Annotated in this window: 20 protein-coding genes; 2 read left to right on the plus strand and 18 right to left on the minus strand. The window is 45.0% G+C overall.

Annotated elements, in window-relative coordinates:
- Window positions 1-20: 20 nt before the first annotated feature.
- The 4 genes from sucD to mltG all read right to left on the minus strand — a co-directional run bounded on the left by sucD (window position 21) and on the right by mltG (window position 5,815).
- Window positions 21-896, minus strand: a complete 876-nt coding sequence (gene sucD / locus JWV37_RS05085) for a succinate--CoA ligase subunit alpha (protein ID WP_205458694.1) — start codon at window positions 894-896, stop codon at window positions 21-23.
- Window positions 893-2,068, minus strand: a complete 1,176-nt coding sequence (sucC, locus tag JWV37_RS05090) for an ADP-forming succinate--CoA ligase subunit beta (protein ID WP_205458695.1) — start codon at window positions 2,066-2,068, stop codon at window positions 893-895. The genes sucD and sucC overlap by 4 nt, the downstream gene beginning before the upstream one ends.
- Before the next feature lie 451 nt (window positions 2,069-2,519).
- Window positions 2,520-4,730: an NADP-dependent isocitrate dehydrogenase gene (locus JWV37_RS05095; RefSeq protein WP_205458696.1), complete on the minus strand. Its 2,211-nt coding sequence runs from the start codon at window positions 4,728-4,730 to the stop codon at window positions 2,520-2,522.
- A gap of 125 nt (window positions 4,731-4,855) precedes the next feature.
- On the minus strand, window positions 4,856-5,815 hold the full coding sequence (mltG, locus tag JWV37_RS05100; RefSeq protein WP_205458697.1) for an endolytic transglycosylase MltG: 960 nt from the start codon (window positions 5,813-5,815) through the stop codon (window positions 4,856-4,858).
- On the opposite strand from mltG, the gene JWV37_RS05105 reads away from it, so the two are divergent.
- A complete protein-coding gene (locus JWV37_RS05105) occupies window positions 5,769-8,285 on the plus strand; it encodes a YhdP family protein (protein WP_205458698.1) in 2,517 nt (838 codons plus the stop codon). The two genes, mltG and JWV37_RS05105, sit on opposite strands and share 47 nt — an antisense overlap.
- Here the strand turns inward: JWV37_RS05105 and JWV37_RS05110 are convergent.
- From JWV37_RS05110 to hypB, 7 genes are read right to left on the minus strand one after another with little or no spacing between them, the layout of a single operon-like run.
- The gene (locus JWV37_RS05110) at window positions 8,269-8,910 is read right to left on the minus strand and encodes an HAD family hydrolase (RefSeq protein ID WP_205458699.1); all 642 of its coding nucleotides are present in this window, start codon (window positions 8,908-8,910) and stop codon (window positions 8,269-8,271) included. The genes JWV37_RS05105 and JWV37_RS05110 overlap by 17 nt on opposite strands.
- Window positions 8,907-9,398 carry a GNAT family N-acetyltransferase gene (locus tag JWV37_RS05115; RefSeq protein ID WP_205458700.1) on the minus strand — a complete coding sequence of 164 codons (492 nt, stop codon included), beginning with the start codon at window positions 9,396-9,398 and terminating at the stop codon, window positions 8,907-8,909. The genes JWV37_RS05110 and JWV37_RS05115 overlap by 4 nt, the downstream gene beginning before the upstream one ends.
- Window positions 9,399-9,414: 16 nt before the next feature.
- On the minus strand, window positions 9,415-9,756 hold the full coding sequence (gene hypA / locus JWV37_RS05120) for a hydrogenase maturation nickel metallochaperone HypA (protein WP_205458701.1): 342 nt from the start codon (window positions 9,754-9,756) through the stop codon (window positions 9,415-9,417).
- On the minus strand, window positions 9,756-10,754 hold the full coding sequence (hypE, locus tag JWV37_RS05125; protein ID WP_205458702.1) for a hydrogenase expression/formation protein HypE: 999 nt from the start codon (window positions 10,752-10,754) through the stop codon (window positions 9,756-9,758). The genes hypA and hypE overlap by 1 nt, the downstream gene beginning before the upstream one ends.
- The gene (hypD, locus tag JWV37_RS05130) at window positions 10,751-11,863 is read right to left on the minus strand and encodes a hydrogenase formation protein HypD (protein WP_205458703.1); all 1,113 of its coding nucleotides are present in this window, start codon (window positions 11,861-11,863) and stop codon (window positions 10,751-10,753) included. Before hypD ends, hypE begins: the two co-directional genes overlap by 4 nt.
- Window positions 11,850-12,131, minus strand: a complete 282-nt coding sequence (locus JWV37_RS05135; protein ID WP_205458704.1) for a HypC/HybG/HupF family hydrogenase formation chaperone — start codon at window positions 12,129-12,131, stop codon at window positions 11,850-11,852. Before JWV37_RS05135 ends, hypD begins: the two co-directional genes overlap by 14 nt.
- 10 nt (window positions 12,132-12,141) lie before the next feature.
- Window positions 12,142-12,933 carry a hydrogenase nickel incorporation protein HypB gene (gene hypB, locus JWV37_RS05140; protein WP_205458705.1) on the minus strand — a complete coding sequence of 264 codons (792 nt, stop codon included), beginning with the start codon at window positions 12,931-12,933 and terminating at the stop codon, window positions 12,142-12,144.
- 131 nt (window positions 12,934-13,064) lie between these two features.
- On the opposite strand from hypB, the gene JWV37_RS05145 reads away from it, so the two are divergent.
- Window positions 13,065-13,787, plus strand: a complete 723-nt coding sequence (locus JWV37_RS05145; protein ID WP_205458706.1) for a hypothetical protein — start codon at window positions 13,065-13,067, stop codon at window positions 13,785-13,787.
- Here the strand turns inward: JWV37_RS05145 and nikR are convergent.
- The 7 genes from nikR to JWV37_RS05180 all read right to left on the minus strand — a co-directional run bounded on the left by nikR (window position 13,762) and on the right by JWV37_RS05180 (window position 22,267).
- Window positions 13,762-14,175 carry a nickel-responsive transcriptional regulator NikR gene (nikR, locus tag JWV37_RS05150; RefSeq protein WP_205458707.1) on the minus strand — a complete coding sequence of 138 codons (414 nt, stop codon included), beginning with the start codon at window positions 14,173-14,175 and terminating at the stop codon, window positions 13,762-13,764. The two genes, JWV37_RS05145 and nikR, sit on opposite strands and share 26 nt — an antisense overlap.
- A gap of 80 nt (window positions 14,176-14,255) precedes the next feature.
- Window positions 14,256-16,454, minus strand: a complete 2,199-nt coding sequence (gene hypF, locus JWV37_RS05155) for a carbamoyltransferase HypF (protein ID WP_369407656.1) — start codon at window positions 16,452-16,454, stop codon at window positions 14,256-14,258.
- 30 nt (window positions 16,455-16,484) lie between these two features.
- Complete coding sequence (locus JWV37_RS05160; protein WP_205458708.1) at window positions 16,485-18,140, minus strand: hypothetical protein; 1,656 nt, start codon at window positions 18,138-18,140, stop codon at window positions 16,485-16,487.
- Window positions 18,121-18,678 (minus strand): HyaD/HybD family hydrogenase maturation endopeptidase, encoded by a 558-nt coding sequence (locus JWV37_RS05165; RefSeq protein ID WP_205458709.1) that lies wholly within the window; start codon window positions 18,676-18,678, stop codon window positions 18,121-18,123. The genes JWV37_RS05160 and JWV37_RS05165 overlap by 20 nt, the downstream gene beginning before the upstream one ends.
- Window positions 18,679-18,691: 13 nt before the next feature.
- Entirely contained in the window at window positions 18,692-19,366 is a 675-nt protein-coding gene (gene cybH, locus JWV37_RS05170) for a Ni/Fe-hydrogenase, b-type cytochrome subunit (RefSeq protein ID WP_205458710.1), read from the minus strand.
- Window positions 19,367-19,381: 15 nt separating this feature from the next.
- Complete coding sequence (locus tag JWV37_RS05175) at window positions 19,382-21,106, minus strand: nickel-dependent hydrogenase large subunit (RefSeq protein ID WP_205458711.1); 1,725 nt, start codon at window positions 21,104-21,106, stop codon at window positions 19,382-19,384.
- A gap of 3 nt (window positions 21,107-21,109) precedes the next feature.
- Window positions 21,110-22,267 (minus strand): hydrogenase small subunit, encoded by a 1,158-nt coding sequence (locus JWV37_RS05180; protein WP_205458712.1) that lies wholly within the window; start codon window positions 22,265-22,267, stop codon window positions 21,110-21,112.
- Window positions 22,268-22,500: the final 233 nt, after the last annotated feature.

A 22,500-nucleotide genomic window follows, 5' to 3' on the forward strand; every position in this document is an offset into this window, starting at 1 on the left:
CCCAGATGCCCACCAAAGGACTATCGCTTATTTAAGACCTCTGCTATTTTCTTGCCAATGTCTGCAGGAGATTGCACTACCGCTACACCCGCGGCACGCAATGCTTCCATTTTTTCAACTGCAGTGCCAGCACTCCCACTCACAATAGCTCCCGCATGCCCCATGCGCTTGCCTTTGGGCGCCGTTTGTCCCGCGATGAATGCTACCACGGGTTTGGTAATATTCTCTTTAATAAATGCTGCCGCTTGAATCTCCAAATCGCCACCAATCTCTCCGATGAGCACAATAGCTTCGGTTTGAGAGTCTGCCTCAAACAAAGGCAAAAGATCTTTATAGCTCAATCCAATAATAGGATCCCCCCCAATGCCAACCGCTGTACTAATACCAAAGCCTTCTTTGCAGACTTGATTAGCACCCTCATAAGTCAATGTGCCTGATTTTGAAATAAGTCCCACAGAACCTTTTTTAAAAATAGCTCCTGGCATAATCCCGATTTTGCACTCCTGGGCTGTAATAATTCCAGGACAATTTGGGCCAATGGTTTTCATCCCTTTTTTAACAGCATATGCTTTTGCCATTTGCATGTCCCGCACAGGCGCACCCTCAGTGATAATCACAGCAAGCGCAATGCCCGCATCTGCGGCTTCCATAACCGCATCTGCTACAAAAGCAGGTGGCACAAAAACCATACTAACCGTTGCGCTTGTCACCTCCACAGCTTGCGCGACGGTATCAAATACGGGCACACCAAGGTGTGTTTGACCACCTTTTCCTGGTGTCACGCCGCCCACAATTTGGGTGCCATACTCTAAACACTGTTGGGCGTGAAAAGTGCCCTCTTTTCCCGTAAAACCTTGAACGATAACCTTTGTGTCTTTGTTGACTAAAATACTCATGCTCTCTCTCCCTTAGCAGCAGCCACAGCTTTTTTGGCACCATCTTCCAAGTCATAAGCGGTAATAATGTTGGAAATATTGGCTTGCTTAAGGATTTGGGCGGCTTCTTGCGCATTGGTCCCATCAAGCCTTACAATCACTGGCACATTCACATTTACAAGTTTTGTGGCTTCCAGAATACCATTGGCAATACGATCGCATCGCACAATTCCCCCGAAAATATTGACAAAAATAGATTTAACATTGGGGTCTTTGAGAATAATCTCAAAACCTTTGGCAACCGTTTGAGCATTAGCCCCGCCACCAACATCTAAAAAGTTTGCCGGAGTTCCCCCTACATAATTAATAGTATCCATGGTTCCCATAGCAAGCCCTGCGCCATTGACCATGCATCCTACATTGCCATCAAGCTTCACATAACTCAATCCAAATTCACCTGCTTCACGTTCTGCGGGGTCTTCTTCGGTGATGTCTCGCATAGCCGCAATATCAGGATGACGCCCCAATGCACTGTCATCAAAACCCATTTTGGCATCAAGGGCGACAAAAGTACTAGCACCCGTTTTAACCAAAGGGTTAATCTCAATCATTTCTGCATCGTTTTGCATGTATAAAGTATATAGTGCTGAAGCAAATTTAATAAACACCCCCATTTGCTCTTTGGGAAGCCCCAGTCCAAAGGCCAATACCCTGCCATGGTATCCTTGAAAACCAATACTAGGGTCAATAGCTACTTTGATGATTTTTTCAGGCGTGGTTGCGGCCACTTTCTCAATCTCCATGCCTCCTTCGGTGGAAGCCATCATTAAGGGCATCTCTTTGGCGCGATCAAGAACAACCCCAAGGTAAAGCTCATCGGCAATATCCACACCCTCTTCGATATACACCTTGCCTACCACTTTTCCCTCGGGACCTGTTTGGTGGGTAACGAGGGTCATGCCCAAAATAGCATCGGCATGCTTCCTTACCTCATCAAGACTACGCGCAAGCTTAACACCTCCGCCAAGACCTCGCCCCCCTGCATGAATTTGAGCTTTTACTACCCAAATAGAACCACCAAGTTTTTTTGCGTTTTCTACTGCCTCATCAGCACTAAACGCAATGTAACCTTTCGGAACAGGTACGCCAAAACGATTGAAGATTTCCTTTGCCTGATATTCGTGGATATTCATCAAACCTCCTAGAGGCCCGCCCTAGGAGGCCTAGCCTTTAAATTGTCGTTAACTTTAGTACGACTTGTCTATCAAAAACGATACAAATCACAACTATAATGAGAATTTACTGCAACTTTAAGGTTGAAAAAAATATAAGTTTTCAACCCACTGTTTCGAAAAAAAGTATAACTTAATTTCAAAATTGTTTCAATTTTATTTGTAATATAGAACAATTTAATGAAAAATTTGGACATTTGGTAACACTCAAAAAAAGTGTTACTTTAAAGGGGAGAAATAAATTGTGCGTTTTGGCAAGAATGCTTTTTAGTAACATATTTTTAAATAATGTATTTTAAAAAATATATTGCCAAGAATACGCGAGTCTTTTGCAAAACTTTGATATTTTGCGGCTAAATCCCATCTCAGCAAAAGTTAGAGCGTGGGTCTCTAGCCGCATATACCATTGATTCTAAAGGACTTCCAAAAGGGTGTTAAAAGTAGAGCTTGGACGCATAGCGCGCGAAGCTTTGGTATCATTAGGATGATAATATCCCCCCAAATCTACACTGACACCCTGAATAGCATTCAGTTCTTCTATAATTTTTGCTTCGTTTTCCGCGAGTCCTTGCGCCAAAGGTGACACTTTGGTTTGAATCTGTACATCTTTGCTTTGCGTCGCCAGTGCTTGGGCCCAGTACAGCGCTAGGTAAAAATGGCTTCCTCGATTATCAAGCTCTCCGCATCGGCGCGAAGGGGATTTGTCTTGGTCTAAAAAGACCCCAACAGCCGTGTCCAAACACTCCGCCAAAACACCCGCTTTGGTGTTTTGTTGCGTTGTGGCAAGGTGCTCCAAAGAAGCAGCCAAGGCCATAAATTCACCCAAGGAGTCCCAGCGCAGATGGTTTTCTTTCACAAATTGTTGCACGTGCTTGGGCGCAGAACCTCCCGCACCTGTTTCAAACAACCCCCCTCCGTCCATGAGCGGCACAATGGAAAGCATCTTTGCGCTCGTACCAAGCTCCAAGATAGGAAACAAATCGGTGTTATAATCCCGCAACACATTCCCTGTGACAGAAATCGTATCTTTCCCTGCTCGCATACGCGTCAAACTCACCCTTGTTGCCTCTTCAGGGGAGAGAATCGTAATATCAAGCCCGTTTGTGTCGTGGTTTTTGAGGTATGTTTTCACTTTTTCAATCAGCACCGCATCGTGGGCACGGTTGGCATCCAGCCAAAAAATGGCGGGCATTCCACTAAGGCGCGCCCGCGAAACAGCAAGCTTCACCCAATCTTGAATCGGCGCGTCTTTGGTTTGGCACATACGCCAAATGTCGCCCTCTTCTACCTTATGGGAAAAAAGCACTTCTCCCGCACTGTTTTTGACCTTAACAACCCCTGATGTACTCAGCTGAAAAGTTTTATCATGGGAGCCGTACTCTTCTGCTTTTTGGGCCATTAAGCCCACATTAGGCACCGTTCCCATGGTTGAAGGATTCAAGGCGCCATGGGCCTTACAATCCTCAATCACTGCTTGATACACGCGCGCATATGAGCGATCAGGAATAAGGGCCTTGGTATCTTCAAGCTTACCCTCTTTATTCCACATTTTTCCAGAACTGCGAATCATAGCAGGCATAGAGGCATCCACGATAACATCACTGGGTACATGTAAATTGGTAATGCCCTTATCTGAATCCACCATTGCCAAAGGAGCGTTTTCTTCTAAAATCGTTGCAATATCTGCTTTGATTTGCTCTTTTAACACGGGCTCTAGCTGTTCGATTTTACTCATCACATCCCCAAAGCCGTTAGTAGGATTGATGCCAAGCGTGGTAAAGGTTTGTGCATGGGAGGTAAAAAGCTTTTGAAAATAGACCTTCACCGCAACCCCAAACATAATAGGGTCAGAGACCTTCATCATGGTTGCTTTAAGGTGCAATGAAAGCAAGATACCTTCGTTTTTGGCTTCATCCATTTGGGTTTTAAAAAACTGCTCAAGGCTTTTTATGCGCATGCGCGAAGCATCAAGCACTTCGCCTTCTTGCACCTTCAACTCTTTTTTGAGCACGATTTGTTCGCCTTTTTCAGTTTCTAGCACAATACTTAGCGTGTCTGCTTTTGGCATCACCAAAGAACGCTCACTGCCGTAAAAATCATCAGCCTCCATGTGCGCTACATGGGTTTTAGAGTCCTTAGACCATACCCCTATGGAATGGGGATGTTTTTTGGCGTACGCTTTGACAGACAAGGGTGCGCGACGGTCAGAATTGCCTTCGCGAAGTACAGGATTCACAGCACTTCCAAGCACTTTGGCGTAACGTGCCTTAATGGCCTCTTCTTCAGGCGTTTGGGGAGATTGGGGATAATTAGGAAGAGAAAATCCTTGGTCTTGGAGTTCTTTAATGGCGGCATTGAGCTGGGGAATGGAAGCGGAGATGTTGGGGAGTTTGATAATGTTTGCCTCAGGGTCTTTTGTAAGGGCTCCAAGTTCTGCTAAGTCATCAGGGTAAGGTGTCTTGGCACTTTGGGGAAAAGCAGACAAAATGCGACCTGCCAATGAAATGTCCTTGGCGTGCACTTCAACCCCCGCAAGGGAAACAAACCGTTGTACAATGGGCAAAAAAGAGTACGTCGCCAGCGCGGGGGCTTCATCGACTTTCGTGTAAATAATCCTAGACATGCGCAATATCTCCTTGGTAAAATTTGATGCGATAGTAACATCTTCCACGTAAAAACCACACTAAGACGCCCAAGTAACTTAAAAGCTTAAACCTTTACATGTAAGGCTTACATGTAAAGGGTGGCTCACCTGCCTTGATTCATGGCGCGCTGGTGTTCGGCATAGGTTTTTGTAAAGGTATGCTTTCCGCTAGCCGTGCGCACAAAATAAAGGTACTCCGTCTCTTTAGGAAAAATAGCCGCACGCAAGGCTTCTTTGCTTACCGTTGCCACGGGGTGTGGGGGGAGCCCTGCGTGTTTATAGGTGTTGTAAGGCGAATCGTCCTCGCGGATGCGTTGTGGCGTGACTTTGGTGTTAGAATAGGGCCCATAATTTAACGTGCCGTCCATTTGTAAACGCATACCTCTTTTTAAGCGGTTGTAAATCACCGAAGAGACAAGGGGCATCTCCTGCACCGAACCCGCTTCTTTTTGAACAATGGAAGCAATAATCACATACCGATACCAGCGGCGTTCGTTATATTCTCCAAAAATCTTTTGTGCTAGCGCCTCATGAGAAGCTTTGGAAAGGGAAACCAGATAAAAAATCAAGTGGCGTTCACCAATCCCTATGGGCACATGGTATGTTTCAGGGAACAATACTCCTTCAGGATAAGGCGTAAAGCTCGCATAAGCCTCTTGCAAACGGGCTTTTGAGAGCCCAAAGTCCCGCGCAACTTGCTCGAAAAACATTTCCGTGGTTTCCCCAGGGATGAGCGTCAAAGGCACCATGGCTGCTTTTGCAGTAGTGAGTTTGTGGTAAAAATCTGCGCGCGAGAGGCGGGTTGTGCCCACATCAATCCAGCCAGATTGCGGCCACCCAAGAAACGCAACCAAATACTTATCAACCGCGGGCGAGAGGTTAAATTGGCGTTGTTCAAGATATGTTATAATCTGGCCTATCGTCCCACTGGGCACGTACACCACGCTCGTGGTCGTCACTGGACGCGTAAGATAAAATAAAAGCGACAAGAGTATGATAACAATCACATCACATGCGATGAAAAAAGCCTGGACGCCTCTGTTGGTGTTTTTTGTTCTTTGCATTGCTTTTTTAGCAACTCTCTTTTATGGAATTCGGATTAGCTCTCTCTCAATCGGAGGGGTCTATGTTGATCAATTGTACATTAAGCTAGATAAAAAACTCATTGTAAGCGCCCACGAAGTCCGTCTTAACAAAACAACAAAGCAGGAAAATTCACGAGAAGAGCTCGTTGCTATCTTAAAATATTTGCCATGGATGAATCGTTTTTTTTACTCCATTGCCATAGAAAATCTCCGCTACGAAGATGAGCATATCGTGCTACGCTACCATCATGACGTGTTTTATTTGGATTCTGATTACGTTACGATTGACGCCACCCTTAACCCCCTAGAGCGTGGCGCAGCTATAGGTATCAAAAAACTCCTCTTAAAAGATTTTGATCTTGAACTCTACGGGACATTAGACCTTGATATTCTCACACAATCGGGTTTTTTTCAAGGAAATTTTACCACCCATGGCATTACAGGAAGTGTAGGATTGCGGCTTGAGGATATGCTGCTCTCCTATGTCGCACAAACCCACTCTTTTAAAAATCTTGCACCCTTCATGGAAGCTTTGGACACTGCGATAGACTTAGAAAAAGAGGTGAGCGAGTGGATTTATCAAAAAATCACCGCAAGCCATTACCAAATTGATGCCCTAAAGGGAAAAATTGACCTGCTTAGTGGAGATTTTTTTCCACACCAAATGGAAGGCTCAGCACGCGCCAAAGAGGTCAATGTGACATTTCACCCCTCTTTGCCCCCTGCGGTTATTAAAAACCTTGGCGTACAACTCTCCAACAATCAACTCATTTTTCACATCAATGATGCCTCTTACGAGGGGGTTGATGTTAGCCAATCAGAGGTCTACATCTATAACCTTTTGACAGAAAAAAATGGCATTGTAGTCACCCTTAAAACCCAAACGCAGCTCAATGAAACCATTCACCGTATTTTAGAAGCTTATGAAATCACCATTCCCCTCACCCAAACTTCTGGAACAACACAAGGTATCTTGAGTCTTGATATTCGATTTTTACCCTACAGCCTCAAAGCAAAGGGAGATTTCTTAGTTCAAGATGCCACCATAGACATTGCGGGTGTGCCGTTTTATTCTCGCGAAGCAACAATTGCCCTTGAAAACACGACACTCACTCTTCGTAATGCACACCTTCGCTACGAAGACATTTTAGATGTTACCCTCTTTGGTACCGTAGAAACGACACAAGGCACCTTTGAAGGAAAAGGAACGATTGAACGACTACACATCGGCCACCAAGACAAAACGCTTGTTTCTTTTTCAAACATCCCCTCCCCTTTGAGCCTTGATTTCTCCACAGCAAATGTGACTCTTTTTATCCCTGCGTTAGCCACTTCTTTGGATTTAGGGGAAAAAGAGAGTCGCATTGCCCTTGAACGCTTAAGTCTTCTTTATCCCCATTCGCCTCTTTTGCAAGAGAGTGGTTTTTTAGAAGGCAAAACCACTGTTATTACACCTGATTTTAAAACCTTTGCTATTGATTTAGATATTACCAAGTTACAAACGCTGCTCTATGAAAATGGAAAGCCCCTTGATGCGCTACGTCTCACCATTCATGCAGACCAAAACAAAACCCTAGCCCGCGCCCAAGGCCTCTCTTTCAGCCAGACCGCTGGGAGCCAAGAGGTGACTTTAGATGGCCTTGACATTGGTTTTAGTAGCACAACACCCCATCAGAGCCAAACCACACAAACTCTTCATGGCACTAATAGCCACTTGCTTTTAGTTGACCAGAACCAATCTTTACCTTTTGTTGCTTACACGCTAGAAAATTCCCCAAAAGGTATTTGGCTCTCAGGGGCATTTGCGCAAGGGGAGCTAACATTTTTGCAAACACCCACCCTTATGGAGCTCTCGCTCATCAAGGCCAACGCTACCCTCGTGAACCATTTTGCCAAAAAAGAGATGTTTGATGGAGGAAACTTTGAACTGACTTTAAAGGGAGAAAGTGCGGAATTTTTTTCTGGTTCTCTTGCGATTACCGAAAGTTACCTCAAAGAGATGGTTGCTTACAACAACCTCATCGCACTTGCCAACACGCTCCCCTCCCTTGCCCTTTTTAAGGGCCCTGGTTTTAATGAACGCGGGTATGAAATCAAAGAAGGAAATATTGTTTTTAGCCAAAAAGATGAAATTTTAACCCTGCATACCATTCACCTCATTGGCACGAGTGCGGACATCATAGGAGAAGGAAGCGTGAACCTCAACGACGAGACGTTACATGTAACCCTAAAACTCAAAACTCTCAAAGACATCAGTCACGCCATTGGGCAAATTCCACTACTAAACCACTTGATTTTAGGGGAGGACCAAAGCATCGCCACAGCCATTAGTATTCAGGGGGATTTAAAAAACCCTGTAATTACCACGCAAGTCCTACAAGACACGCTCATGACCCCTTATAACATCATCAAGCGCACACTGCAGTTGCCTTTTAAGATCTTTGACTAAGCAGTTGTTTCAGGATGCTAGCAAGTGCATCTGGCGAATGCGCCACGTGCGGCGTGGACGTTTGATAGTCTCCAAATCCCCATGTGACATACACAAAAGGCATGTTGGCGTTTTGCGCCGCATAGGCATCCTTAAGGCTATCTCCCACTAAAATTGCTTCACTTGGACTTACATGTAAAGACTCAAGCAAACCAAACAACATAGCAGGGTCGGGCTTGGAGGTGCCAAAAGTGTTAGCCCCCACAATGGTTTCAAAATAGTGCCCAATCCCGCAATGGCTTAGCATTTTTTGGGCAAAAAAATCCGAAGCATTGGTGGCAACAGCAAGCTTTGCTTCTCCATGAAGGGAATCCAGTGTTTCAAAAACACCCTTGTACAGCTTTAATCCTTGGGTGCAGTGCTCCAAATAATGCTCTGTAAAAAGCGCTTTGTGGCCCGGGTCATACTCTTTTGTGCCATAAAAACGCAAGGGTAAATGCTCATCTGGGTCATTAATAAAGCGCACCAACTGCTCCGTCTCAATAAAAGGAAGTCCAATACTGCGGCGCACGTGGTTGATACTGCAAGTAATCCCATGGCTACTGTCCACAAGCGTCCCGTCCATGTCAAAAATAATGCACTTCATAATTTTAGTCCCAAAATAAGCAAATCTTTTTCTTGACCCTCAATAACTGCCACACTTGGTAAATTTCCCCACTCCTTAAAACCAAACCGCTTAAAAAGCTTTAAGCTGGTGTCGTTGTCTTTAAAAATAAACGCAAGGATATTTTTTATTTCTAGTGTTGGGGCTTTTTCAAGGGCCTCGGTTAAAAACTGTTGGCCCAGTTTTTTGCCCCTGAAGTTGGGGTCGATATAGATGCTAATTTCCACCGTTTGCGCATACGCAGGACGCCCATAAAAAGGCTGAAAACTAAGCCATGCAATAATTTTACCATGGTATTCTTTTACCCAAATAGGGCGCTTGGACGTGTGGGCTTCAAACCACGCAAGGCGACTCTCCACGCTTACCTCTTTGGTATCAGCCGTTGAAATCCCTGTTGCTATTGTTGTGTTGTAAATTTTGACAATTTGAGGCAAATCCTCAAGGACCGCCTCACGGTATGATTCAATCATAGCACTCCTTTAAAGGCTACTCCATTTCAAGACGCATGAGGTACATCTCCTCACCGTCCAAAACAGAAACTTCCACACTGTTGCACTTGGGGCAGTAAAATTCATTTTTTTCAAGCACGGATTCGCTTTTACATGTAGAACAATACAACACCAAATCTTGCAAATGCATCAAAAGCTCTGCGTTTTCACACAAAGTACCTTCTTTGAAAGTATCAAAGGCCGTTTTTAGCAAATGCGGCTCAATGCCGCTGAGCTTTCCTATTTTAATTTCTACTTTCAATACCTGCGAAGCACTGTTTTCTTTGGCATTTTTTTCACACAAATCCAACAACGCATTAACAATCGAAAATTCATGCATTAGCAAATCCTTGGAAGGAGCTCTCCCTTAGGAGGCTCTAAAAATCGGTGGCTTCCCCAAGGGGTTTCAAGCACCACTTTTCCCGCATGTTCACCCACCACCGTGCCGATGTAACACGCTTTTTCGGTCTCTTCAAAGCGGTGCAATACACTCAAGGTTTTTTCCACGTCCGCCGCTTCCACGCACAACACCATGGTGCCCTCATTTGCAAACTCGTAAGGCTCAAAGCCCAAGAGTTCGCAAATGCCCTTCACTTCTTGCGCCACAGGAATAGCTTTCTCGCTCACGGCTAGGCCCACTTTGGATGCCTCGGCCCATTCATTTAACACCGCAGAAAGCCCGCCTCTGGTGGCATCGCGCAACGCCAAGGGTTTGATGCCCGCAGCAAACAATGCCTCTACAGGCGCCCACAAGGAGGCACAGTCGGTTTTGAGTTTCATCTCCAAATCCAACTCTTCCCGCTTGGCTAAAATGCACGCTCCGTGGTTGCCTACTTCATTGGAAACAATGAGTGCATGGCCCGCTTTGAGATTGTGCGCTGAAATCCCCTCACACACAATTTCACCAATACCCGTGGTGTTGATAAACAGCCCATCCACACCCCCTTTTGGCACAACCTTGGTGTCACCCGCTACGATTTTTACCCCACTTTTTGCCATCTCTTCTTTCATGCTAAGGACGATGGATTCAAGCTCTTCTAGCAAAAAGCCCTCTTCTATCATGAACGAGCAAGTCAAATACAACGGCTTCGCGCCTGCCATCACAAGGTCATTGACCGTGCCAGCAATCGCAAGCTTACCAATGTTTCCTCCTTCAAAAAAGAGCGGGCTCACTGTGAAAGAATCGGTCGTGAAAGCAATGGGACCCTTTACATGTAAGGTGGCCGCGTCTTCCATTTTTTCTAAAATTTCATTGCTAAAATGCTTGAAAAATAGGCCTTTAATCAGCCCTGTTGTCTCTTCGCCACCCCCGCCTTGGGCGAGTTGAATCCGTTTCATGCCACCCCTTTGTGGGTAAATTTTCCGTATTTAAAGTACGCCGCGCACGCCCCTTCGCTAGAGACCATACATGAGCCCATGGGACTGGAAGGCATACAGGCTTTGCCAAACACCTTGCACTCATAAGGCTTTGCAAGGCCTTTGAGGATTTTTCCGCAAATACAGGATTTGTGGTCATCAATAGGCGTTTTAGGCAACACCGCTTCAAAGACCTTTTCCGCATCAAGATGGGCGTACGCGTCTTTAAGCTTAAGAGCACTGCGTGGGATGTCTCCAATGCCCCGCCACCTAAAACTCTCCCGCTGCTCAAAGTACGTTTCGATGAGTTTTTGGGCGCTCACATTTCCCTCGCGTGAAACAGCTCTAGTGTATTGGTTTTCCACCTCACAACGCCCCTCGTTAAACTGGCGCACGATTTTCAAGATAGATTCCATCACGTCCACCGGCTCAAATCCTGCCACCACAATAGGCGTGTTAAACGCACGCACAATAGGCTCGTAAATCTTTGAACCCGTAATGACGCTTACATGCGAAGGCCCTAAAAAGGCATCAATCTTCGCATCGCCGCCTGCCATGATGGCCTCTACAGGTTCGGGCACTAACACGTGGTTGACGTGAAACAGCACGTTGGGGATGTTTTGCGCCAACACCATTTTCACTAAACTCGCACTCATGGGCGTCGTGGTTTCAAAGCCGATGGCAAAAAACACGACCGTTTTATCGGGGTTTTCTTTGGCAATCTTTAGCACATCCAAGGGTGAATAGAGTGCTCGAATATCAGCTCCCTCAGCGCGTAAGGTTTGCAAAGACCCCATGCTTCCGGGTACGCGAATCATATCCCCAAGGGTGGCCAAGATAACCCCTTCTTGGGAAGCCAACGCCAAGGCATGGTCGATGCGCTCTTTGGGCATGATGCACACAGGACAACCAGGCCCATGCACAAACTGAATCTGCTTAGGCAAGAGTTGTGGAATGCCAAATTTCATGATGGTATGGGTGTGACCGCCACACACTTCCATGATATTAAGGGGGCGTGTTGCCTCGGCATGAATGCTTTTGGCCAAGGCTTTCACATGGGCAGGGTTACGAAACTCTTCAATCAGATCCATGTGACCTCCCCATTACGCCTTCATCATGATCAATATCCCCAGCGTCCATCATTTGAACAATCTCTTCATAAATTTTCAAGCTTTCCAACGCTTCTGCTTCGCTGATTTTTCCCATGGCATAGCCCACATGAATGAGGATGTATTCGCCGACTTCTACTTTTTCATCAATCAAATCTAATGTTACTTGACGCCGCACGCCCATGGTGTCCACGGTCGCCATGTTATTTTCGTCTATTTCTACCACTTTTGAGGGAATGGATAAACACATGTTTTTTCCTTTAACGGCGTAACGCCTTTTTCATTTTAAGATAATTTACCCACTGGTCAATCCCTTTGCCTGATTTGCTGTCAATCTCAATAACATCTACTTTGGGGTTCAGTTTGCGTGCTTCTTTAACGGCGTGCTCAATACTGAAGTCAAAATGGGGCAACAATTCACATTTAGTGATAAGCAACAGATCCGCGGCGCGAAACATCACAGGGTATTTTGCAGGCTTATCATGCCCTTCTGGGACGGAGAGCAACACCACGTTTAAGTGGGTTCCCACGTCATAACTGGCAGGACATACCAAGTTGCCTACGTTTTCTACAAAGACCACATCAAGGTCCTCAAGGGGCATGGCATGCAATCCCTCATGCACCATAAAGGCATCCAAATGGCACGCTTGGCCCGTTGAAATTTGATACGCAGGGGCACCCTTGGCTTTGATGCGGTCTGCGTCCTGGTTGGTCTCCAAATCACCCTCGATAACACCAAGCTTTAGCGCTCCTGTGTCAATAGTTGCCTCCAAAAGGGTAGTTTTACCAGAACCTGGGCTACTCATAAGGTTCACCGCCAACACATTATGGGTTTCAAAATGCTCCCTGATGTGCGCCGCTTCTTTGTCATTAGCATCTAAAATCTTGGTGATAACTGCGATAGTTTTGGCATCATTAAGCTGAGGATTTGGGTGATTCTCGTGATGGTGGTCATGACTATGGTCATGGTCATGGTGATGGTGATGGTGATGATCATGGTCGTGATCGTGACTATGGCTTCGGGTGATGGTGCAACCGCAATCTTTACACATAGAGGTTCCTTTTGGGTTAGTGACTGTGCCCTAAAGCACAAAAAAGACATTATAAACGGGCCAAGTAAAAGCCTCCTTAAAAAGATAAAAACTTACTAAATTTCAGGAGTGAGTTGTGCTATACTGCACCAATGAAATCAACACCATGCCCTTTTTGCAACCACACCCATTTTTATCCTCTAAAAGACGGCAGGCTGGAGTGCACCGCTTGCAATCGCAGGCATTCGCCCCTCAAGCGCGCTGAAACACTCAAACTTCTTGATAGCTTTCTAGCTCAAGATAAACCAAAAAGCGCAGCCAAAACACTTGGTCTTTCTTTGCCAACTGTTCAAAAACATTTCGCCCATTTTCGCCATCTTTGCACTTTGCTGAGCGAGGAGCTGTATCAAAACAATGCGGGTAATTTTAGCGAGTACGAAGAGTATCTTTTTTTGCCAGCTTCCAAACAGAAAAACCCCCATTACATTGTTGAGGGGGTAGGATTAATGGGGTTAAGCACGGGGAAAATTGTCTACACATTGCTCATGCCTGACCATTTTCATACCTACGACGCCCAAGTGCGTGCCAATCCAGAATTCATCCAAACCCTAGAAAGCTATTATCAGTGGCATAAAATCAGCAAATTTAACACCTCAAACACACCACTTAGTCATTTTTGGGGATTTTTGGAAACATTTTTAAAGGGATTTCACGGTGTAAGAAGAGAAAATTTTGGAGTCTATTTAAAAGAGGTAGAATTTAGGTTTAATCATGACAAAGAAACACAAAAACGCCTATTAACGCGCGCATGGAAGGAGCACGAAGCACTCAAGCCTCGTGCAAAAATGATTACGAAGCAGGAACAGCGGCTTTAACAAGTTTAGAAAATTTAACCCCCTTGAGGCCACCAATTTTCTGGGCAAAATCTTGAATTTTATTGGCTTGTCCTTGTACCATGACAGTTTCAAGGCAATTGTCATGATCCACATGTACATGGGTATTGCACATGATTTTAATTTTTGCGTCATGTTGGATGTCGATAATGCGTTGCACTAAATCGTTTTGGTGGTGGGTGTAAATCATTGTTAAAACACCAATAACATCGGAGTTATCGTCTTTCCAATTGTCTTTTACGATTTTTTCACGAATCAAATCACGGGTAAATTCACTGCGTGAAGCATACCCTTGCGTAGAGACCTTTTTGTCAAGCTCAACTAGTAGTTGCTCAGGAAGTGAAACACTAAAACGAATAACATTATCCATTATTTTTCCTTATTTAAGTTAAATTTTAGTAATACTATTGCAAAAATACTTAAAATACAATAAGATTAATTATTATTGTGCTAAATATGTTGCATCAACTGCCCTATGGCAATTGCACCGTCATTTGGTGTTATTTTTTGAGGAAAATACAGGGGGATATTTTCTTTTTTTGTCGCGATAATTAGGCGCTCAAGAAGGGTTTTGTTTTGAAACACTCCCCCGCCGATAACAAGAGGTAATTTTTCTTTTTTTGCAACATCAATAATACAACAAACAAGACCATTAATAAATTTTGTGCATATTTGCTCTTTATCATCTTCTAGCATTGCCAAAAAAACTTCCTCATAATCAATCACACCTTCTTTACATGTAAAAGGGTAAGCCTCTAGGTATTCAGGCTTTACAGCACGCTCAACAAGCAAACCACTCTCACCATCATAACTCACTTTTTCTAACCCAAAAGCCAATGCTGCAACGGCATCGAACAACCTTCCCACAGAAGAACAGTAAGGGGAATTGAGTCCTTTTTGATGAAGTTTTTTCAACACTGCTTGTTTGTTTTTTGGAACATTGCCAAAAAGCCTCTTTACATGTAAATGCCATTTCTCCTCAGGAATATCGCAGAAAATTGTAAATAAAATTCGCCAAATATCTTTAGTGCTCGCATCCCCGCCAAGAAGCTTAAAGGGTTTAAAATGGGCTACGCGCGCATATGCTTTACCCTCACAGCGCAAAAATTCTCCACCCCATATGGTTCCATCGTCTCCATAGCCCGTCCCATCCCACGCCACGCCTAGCACGGGGCCTTCAAGGCCATGTTCAAACATCACCGCACGAATGTGGGCGTGGTGGTGTTGCACCGTGTGTACAGGCACGCCTTGCACTTTTGCCCACTGGGAAGTTGCATAATAAGGATGTTTATCGCACACGATTGCGTCGCATTTCACCCCATAAAAGCGCTCTAGAGTCCCTAGGGTTTTTTCAAAGAACCCAAAGGTTTCTAGGGTGTGCATGTCACCAATATAAGGACTTTGAATGATTTTGCCCTCATAAAAAAGTGCGATAGCGTTTTTTTGCTCGGCCCCTACTGCCAAAATAGTCTGCTTGCATTGGCTTTTGGTCTGAAAAGTTTGGGGCGTTAACCCTCTTGAAGCGCGCAATAAGACAGGTCTATCGCCCACCAACTGTACCACGGAATCATCACTGGCATTGACAATCTCACGGTTGTAGTCCAGATACACATCCACCACACCTGCCAATTTTTCACGCAATAACTCTGCGCTTTCTACGATGGGTTCCCCTGAACGGTTGGCACTTGTGGCCACAATGCACCCGTTTAAAAAAGAAAACAGTTTTACATGTAAAGGAGTATAGGGCAAAAACAACCCTAGCCTATCCGTATGTGGCGCAATAATTTCTGGCAAAGTTGATGTAGCACGTTTTTTAACCAAAACAATGGGTTTTTGAATGGAACACACCATAGTCTCTTCATGCTCACTCAAAAGCGCATGAGAATGGATAGTTTTTATGTCTTTACACATCAGCGCAAAAGGCTTTGTGGGACGTTGTTTTCGTGCGCGAAGCAAGGCCACAGCCTGTGCATTTTCCCCATCACACATAAGGTGAAACCCGCCCATGCCCTTCATGGCCACAATGTTGCCTGCGCACAAGTATTGTGCTAGCGCTTCAATGGCTTCGTCTCCCTCCACCAATGTTGCGCCATCGCTCATACGGTGCAAGCTAAGCGTGGGCCCGCAATGGGGGCAACTGATGGGCTGAGCATGGTACCGTCTATCAAGAGGATTATCATACTCCGCTTGACACAAGGCACACATGATAAAAGGCTCCATGGAGGTATTGGGGCGATCATAAGGCACGGTACGGATGATGGAATAGCGCGGACCACAATTGGTACAGTTTGTAAACGCGTATCCGTAGCGGTGATTGGAGGGGTCGGCCATCTCTTGAGCACAATCTTCACACAAAGCCATGTCGGGAAGCACGGCCGAGTGCTTTGCTCCTGTGTGCAAGCTTTGGCGAATCTCAAAAACGGTCGAATTTTCCAAAGGTTTGAGTGTTTTTTGCAAAAGATCGATGCGGGCAAGAGGTGGCAAGGATGTTTTTAAATCCTGTTCGAAGGCGTCAATTTTTGCCTCGTCCCCCTCCACCTCAATGCTCACGCCCTCGGGCGAATTGAGGACAAAGCCCGAAAGAGCGTGGCTTAATGCAAGGGTATACACAAAGGGCCGAAACCCAACCCCTTGCACCAGGCCTTCCACAAAAAAACACACCCGCTTCAGGGAATGCTCCTATGTGTCCAAAGGAAGTTCGCGGTTAAAACAGACCGTATGAGAAACCCGTGCTTGGCGCGCTGCCACTTCTGCCATGCGCCGATTAGCAAAGAGTCCGCCACAAAAGCCCACATGGGTTGTTTTGAACTCCTCTTTTATGCGGTCAAGCATATCGGAAACAAAATATCCCAAGCTGTCTACGTATCCAAAACTCAGTGTCAAGGCATCCAAATCTGCAAGGCAATAGCTCATCCCACTACGCACCACACGCATAGCATTCAAAGAGCCTTTGAGGGTTTCACCCTCTAGCAAATAATCAATCCTTGGCCCTTTTAAACCGCTAAAAATCATAGCATTATCAAGCATTGCTGTTGTGGCTTCTTGTACCGTGGGAGCATACCCAAACAACACGCCCGCCGCACCCATAAGTGTAGCGATGCTTCTTGGTTCACTTGCAAGAGAAATTTCGCGCGCAAAAGCCACTTGCTCAGGGTACGCTTTGGTAAAATTTTCCACCAAGCGCTCGCCACTACTGCCACTTTCTTTGATAGCATCTAAAATTTCCCCGATAGTATCAGGGAAGTCAACCTTCACCAAATCGACCATTCCAAGCTCTTCTTGGTAGACCATGCACCCATCATCATGGTGTCGACTAAGGTAAAAACATGCCACCGAAGCATCAAAAAGGTGATGCTCTTTTAAAAGTGCAGCAAAATGCCCGTGGGATTTTTCTTCAAAAGCTTGGGCACTTTTTTGAATGAGAGGATTGGTGTACGTCTCTCCAAAAGCAGGGATAATCTCACCATTTTCCAAGACCAACACTCCAATACTCTGGCGGAACTCTCCCCCTTCATACGTAAGCGCATCTTCTTCTGTGGCCTCGCAAGGCGTGAGTGCTACAAACTCCACTCCAAGTTCAAAGAGCGACGCACAAAGCAGGTAAAGCACCAAATCATCTGCCATTTTCATGTTGACAAACCGCTCGGGCAAAATGCCTTTAGCTTCAAAAATGCTATTGAGCGGGAGGCGTAAAATGGGTTTTTCCAAAGAAGCCAACGCTTTAATTTCGTCTTCTTTAATGACCATCATCTTTTCCACAACACTCAAATCACACGGCACCACCACCGAAGTCTTATCAAAAAAGCGTGGCTTACATGTAAGCGCTTCAAGGCGAACCCATCCTGTCGCGGTCTTTACATGTAAAGGATTTTCCTTTGCCATATCTGCCGCAGCAGAAAAAATCTCTTTAAAAGAAGTGCTTTGACTGGTAAAAAGTGTCTCTTTTTTGCTCAAGCGCAAAGGCGCATGGCCTTGGATATTCTTTCCAAATGTGGGTGGAACAAAGGGATTGTGGGTGGCCTTAGCCTGTGAAAGCATTTTTGGCGTAAAGGGCAGAGCAACATGGCACACAGGACGCTCCATACGGGTTTGCCCTAACTGTGTTTCCGTCTTTACATGTAAAGATTTAAAATACAGCGACAACGGTAACGCTTGCGCTAAGTGATCCGAAAAATCAATCAACACCGCCTCTTCACCCTCAACACACAAGGTCACTGCTCCCTCTTGACGCTCAAGGGAAAATGGCAATGGCTTTTCTTCTAACACTTCAAATAAAAAATTCTCCAATACCCCATTATGGGAAACATAGTGAAATTCAAACGCTAGAATCATCATACTCTCTTTGGCACGCAAGATTAGCAACTTGTTGGATGGTGAGCTCTGGTTTTTGCACCACAACGTCAAACCCAATGTTGCGCATATGTTCGATAAATGTTTTTTCCATAACAGTTGCACCTTCGCGCACTGCTTTGGTCATTTCAAGGGTCGTGATGGAGATGACTTCAGGAATAATACCAATCACTTTCGTAGGAGGCCTATCGCCTAGTAAATCCATCATTGTTAATGTTTGAAGCATTTCCACTTCGTGAGCACTTCCTTGCCATGTAATCGAATTGGGCACGTCTTCAAAATCAAAAAAATAGACATCGCCAATTTTACCATCATTTGCATCTACACAATCAAAAATAATCAAAGCGTCATAAGGTGCAATAATAGGGATTAATCGTTCAGCAAGGGTGCCACCGTCGACAAAATCGACGGTGTGCTCAGAAGAAGTAAACGCATACTTTTGTTCAACCAAATGGCAAAGATGGACTCCGACACCTTCGTCGGAGAACATCACATTGCCTATTCCAAGTACAAGAACCTTCATTTAACAACTCATCTTAATGATGGTCGTTTTTAGTGTATTTGTACCCACTGAAAACTGCATCCATGGAGCCTTCTTTGCCTTTGAGGGAGCTAAAGATTGCCAAATAGATATGGATAGGAGTAAAAATCAAAATCCCCCACATAGTGATGTGGTGAATCGCCCTTACATTGGCAAGCCCACCCATCATCGCTTCGATTGGTCGCATATAATCATACAAAAACCCACCAAGGCCTTCATGGTATACATGCACATACAAAATAAGTCCCGTTAGACAAATTAAGACAACCATAGCATACAACCCAAGGTAAGCCATGAATTGAAGCGGATTGTAAGCACCGCGCATATGAGGGTGTGGCCCCATAAATAAGTAATACTTAATCTGCGCAATCCAAGCCTTTGGACTAATGAAGTCCCAAAAAGAAACACGCTCTAATTTGCTAATACGATCAAAAAAGAACAGGTATGTCTTGAAGATTGTTGCTGCTATGAGCACAAATCCTGCAATTTGATGCCACATTCTCATTTCTGCATGCAAAAATAAAATGGGCTCACCCGAAGGCTTAGGGGATGCGAACACGTAGGTCAAGTAAAACCCCGTGCCCACTAGGATAAACATCATAATAAAACGTATCCAGTGCGTCCACCTGTAGCCAGCTGAAAATTCATAAACTCTTGTGCGTTTTGACATTGCTTACTCCTTAGCTTAGCAGCTAGTACCGTTTGGATTGACCTTATAGCTACTGATTTCGTTGCCCTTGGTATCCATAACATGTACCGCACACGCAAGGCATGGGTCAAATGAGTGGATGATACGGATAATCTCTAAAGGCTGAGATAAATCTGCAATCTTAAGACCCACTAATGCTTCTTCGTATGGTCCACGCACACCACTTGCATCTTTGGGAGAAGCATTCCAAGTGGTCGGAACAACTGCTTGGTAATTTTCAATCACACCGCCTTTGATGCGAACCCAGTGAGAAAGCACCCCACGAGGCACGTTGCCAATGTAACGACCTCTGTATTCTTTGTTTTTATCAATCACATACGGAGCGCAAGTTTCTTGATCAACTTTAAGGTTATTAACAAGGCTTTGGAACGCTTCCATGCCACTGTCAATAATCACCTTCGTTTCAAGCATACGGCACGCTGTACGGCCAAGGGTTGAAAGGGCCGCTGCCAAAGGAAGACCTGTTTCTTTCAAGAATTGATCAACAACCTTCACAACACGCGGGTTGCCCTTAGCGTAGTTCACCACAATATTTGCAAGTGGTCCTGTTTGCATTGGCTTGCCATCGTATCGAGGGGCTTTAACCCACGTGTATTTTCCTTTGGTATCAATCGCTTTAGAGTGTGCGAGCTCACCTTTGTCATTGATGGTATCCATGCTTACAAACCCTGTGTAGTTAGGATTTTGCTTACCATCATACGGGTGTAATGGCTCGTTATCTACATACCATGCACGGGTTGCTTCTTCAGTGATTTTACTTTCGTCGATTTCAAGCACTTGGCTCAAATCGCCGTTCATAATAATGCCACTTTCAAAAATAGTCTCATTTGCATTAATAGGAAACTCTTTATACGTAAAGAGGTTAGCCGTTCCTAAGTCGTTCAGAACGCTTTCTTCTACCGCATACGCCTTGCCTGCCATCACAACATCAGGGTAGTACGCACGGTTGATAAAATCAGCAACTTCTTGGTATTTCACCATAAACTCACCCAAGCGCGCAGGGCTCATAAGGTCCATAATACATGTCACACCGCCTACAGTCAAGGACTGTGGATGGGGTTGTTTTGCACCAAAAATCGCCATCATTTGCGCTGCTGTTCGCTGAATGCGCAAGCACTCCAGGTAGTGAGAAAGTGCGATGAGGTTTTGCTCAGGTGTTAAGTGGTATGTTTTGTGTCCCCAGTAAGCATTCGCGAACGGCCCAAGGTGTCCTTTTTTAACAAAGGCTGCCACACGCTCTTGTACGGCTTTAAGGTGGTCATGTCCAGTTGCAATCGGGCTATCAGTGTACTGGAATGCAATCTCGGATGCTTTTTTAGGATCTGCACTTAGGGCAGAAACCACATCTACCCAGTCAAGTCCATGGAGTTGGTAAAAGTGCACAGGGTGGTCATGCATAAACAAAGAGACAAGCATCAATGAACGTGTCAATACCGCATTAAGTGGCGGTTGAATGCCAAGGGCATTTTCTACCGCTTCAATGCCTGCTTTGTAGTGAGAGTAAGTACAAACACCACAAATACGCTGAACAAAGAAGCCCGCATCTCTAGGATCACGTCCCTTTAAAATGGTTTCAAGACCACGCCATAGGGTTGAAGAAGCGTAAGCTTCTGTTACCACATTGTTATCATCAACTTCTACTTCAACGCGAAGGTGGCCTTCGATTCGTGTAATGGGGTCTACAATAATTCGCTTACTCATGGGTTATTCCTCTTCTTTCTTTGAACCTTTAACTGCAGCAATCGCAGCATGCGCCGCAATACCTACAGCCGTTGCTGTTAGCAATGCAACACCAACCTTATCCGCCGTTTTATCTGCCCCTACACCATAGAGTGTTTGATAGAGTCTACTGCCAAGAGGCTCTTCAAATGGGCCCATTGTGTCCCAAAAGTCTGGCTCACTACATCCGATACAGCCGTGTCCCGCCTGAATTGGCCAAGAAGTGTGTTGGTTAAAGCGCTCAATTGAGCAGTTATTAAACGTATAAGGACCTTTACAACCTACTTTGTAAAGACAGTAGCCTTTCTTTGCACCCTCATCACCGAATTGCTCAACAAACTCACCCGCATCAAAGCGGCCACGTCGCTCACAAAGGTCATGAATACGAATACCATAAGACCATTTTGGACGGTTATAAACATCAAGGGCAGGAAGTGCGCCAAAGAGAACATAATGAAGCACTTGACCTACGATGTTTTTCTCACTTGGAGGACATCCTGGTACATTAATAACGGTTTTATTGGTAAATTTACTCATAGGTTGTGCATTGGTTGGGTTTGGATAGGCTGCTTGAACCCCACCAAAACTTGAACATGAACCGATAGCAAAAATAGCCGCAGCAGATTCTGCAGCAGCACGACAATGGGCTGCCCCTGTGGTTCCGTGTGGCCCAACAGTTAAGTAGAACTCGCTTTGTCCTTCTGGAATGCCGCCCTCAACCATCAAGATAAGTCGCCCTTTGTATTTTTTGATGGCATCTTCAAGATTGTGCTCTGCTTGCCATCCCGCAGCAGCCATCAATGTTTCGTGGTATTCAAGGGAAATAAAGTCAAAAAGTAAACTGTCGATTGTTGGTTCTGCCGTTCGCACTAAACTCTCACTACAGCCTGTACATTCTGCCATGTGCAACCATACTACTGGCAAACGGTCTGTGAGTTCAGCAGCTTGCGCCATCAATGGCGTGAACGAAGAAGGGAGAGACAAAAGTGCTGTCATACCCGCTGCCCACTTCATAAAATCACGGCGATTAACGCCATTTTCGTCCATCATACTACGAACGGACTTATCTTCCCGAAGCTTCGGAAATTTAGAAAGTTCTGCAAGTCGCGCAGAAACCCTCTCAAACATTTCGGCATGTTCCATCGGTTACTCCTATGTAAGATTTCATCACCCACCAAACAAAGCAATTTATTCAATGAATGATTATTCATTTATATTTAATCTAATCTTGCCACAAAGCACAATGAGTCCCCTCTCATTTATCTGCAACATCCGCACAATAGTGTAGAAACGAAACATAATTTTAAGACAAATTGAGTATTTTTTTAATTTAATTTTAATCTCATAGTGGTGAAGTTGTGATAAAATAATCTGAA

This window comes from Sulfurospirillum tamanense (genome assembly GCF_016937535.1).
Classification (GTDB): Bacteria; Campylobacterota; Campylobacteria; order Campylobacterales; family Campylobacteraceae; genus Sulfurospirillum_B; species Sulfurospirillum_B tamanense.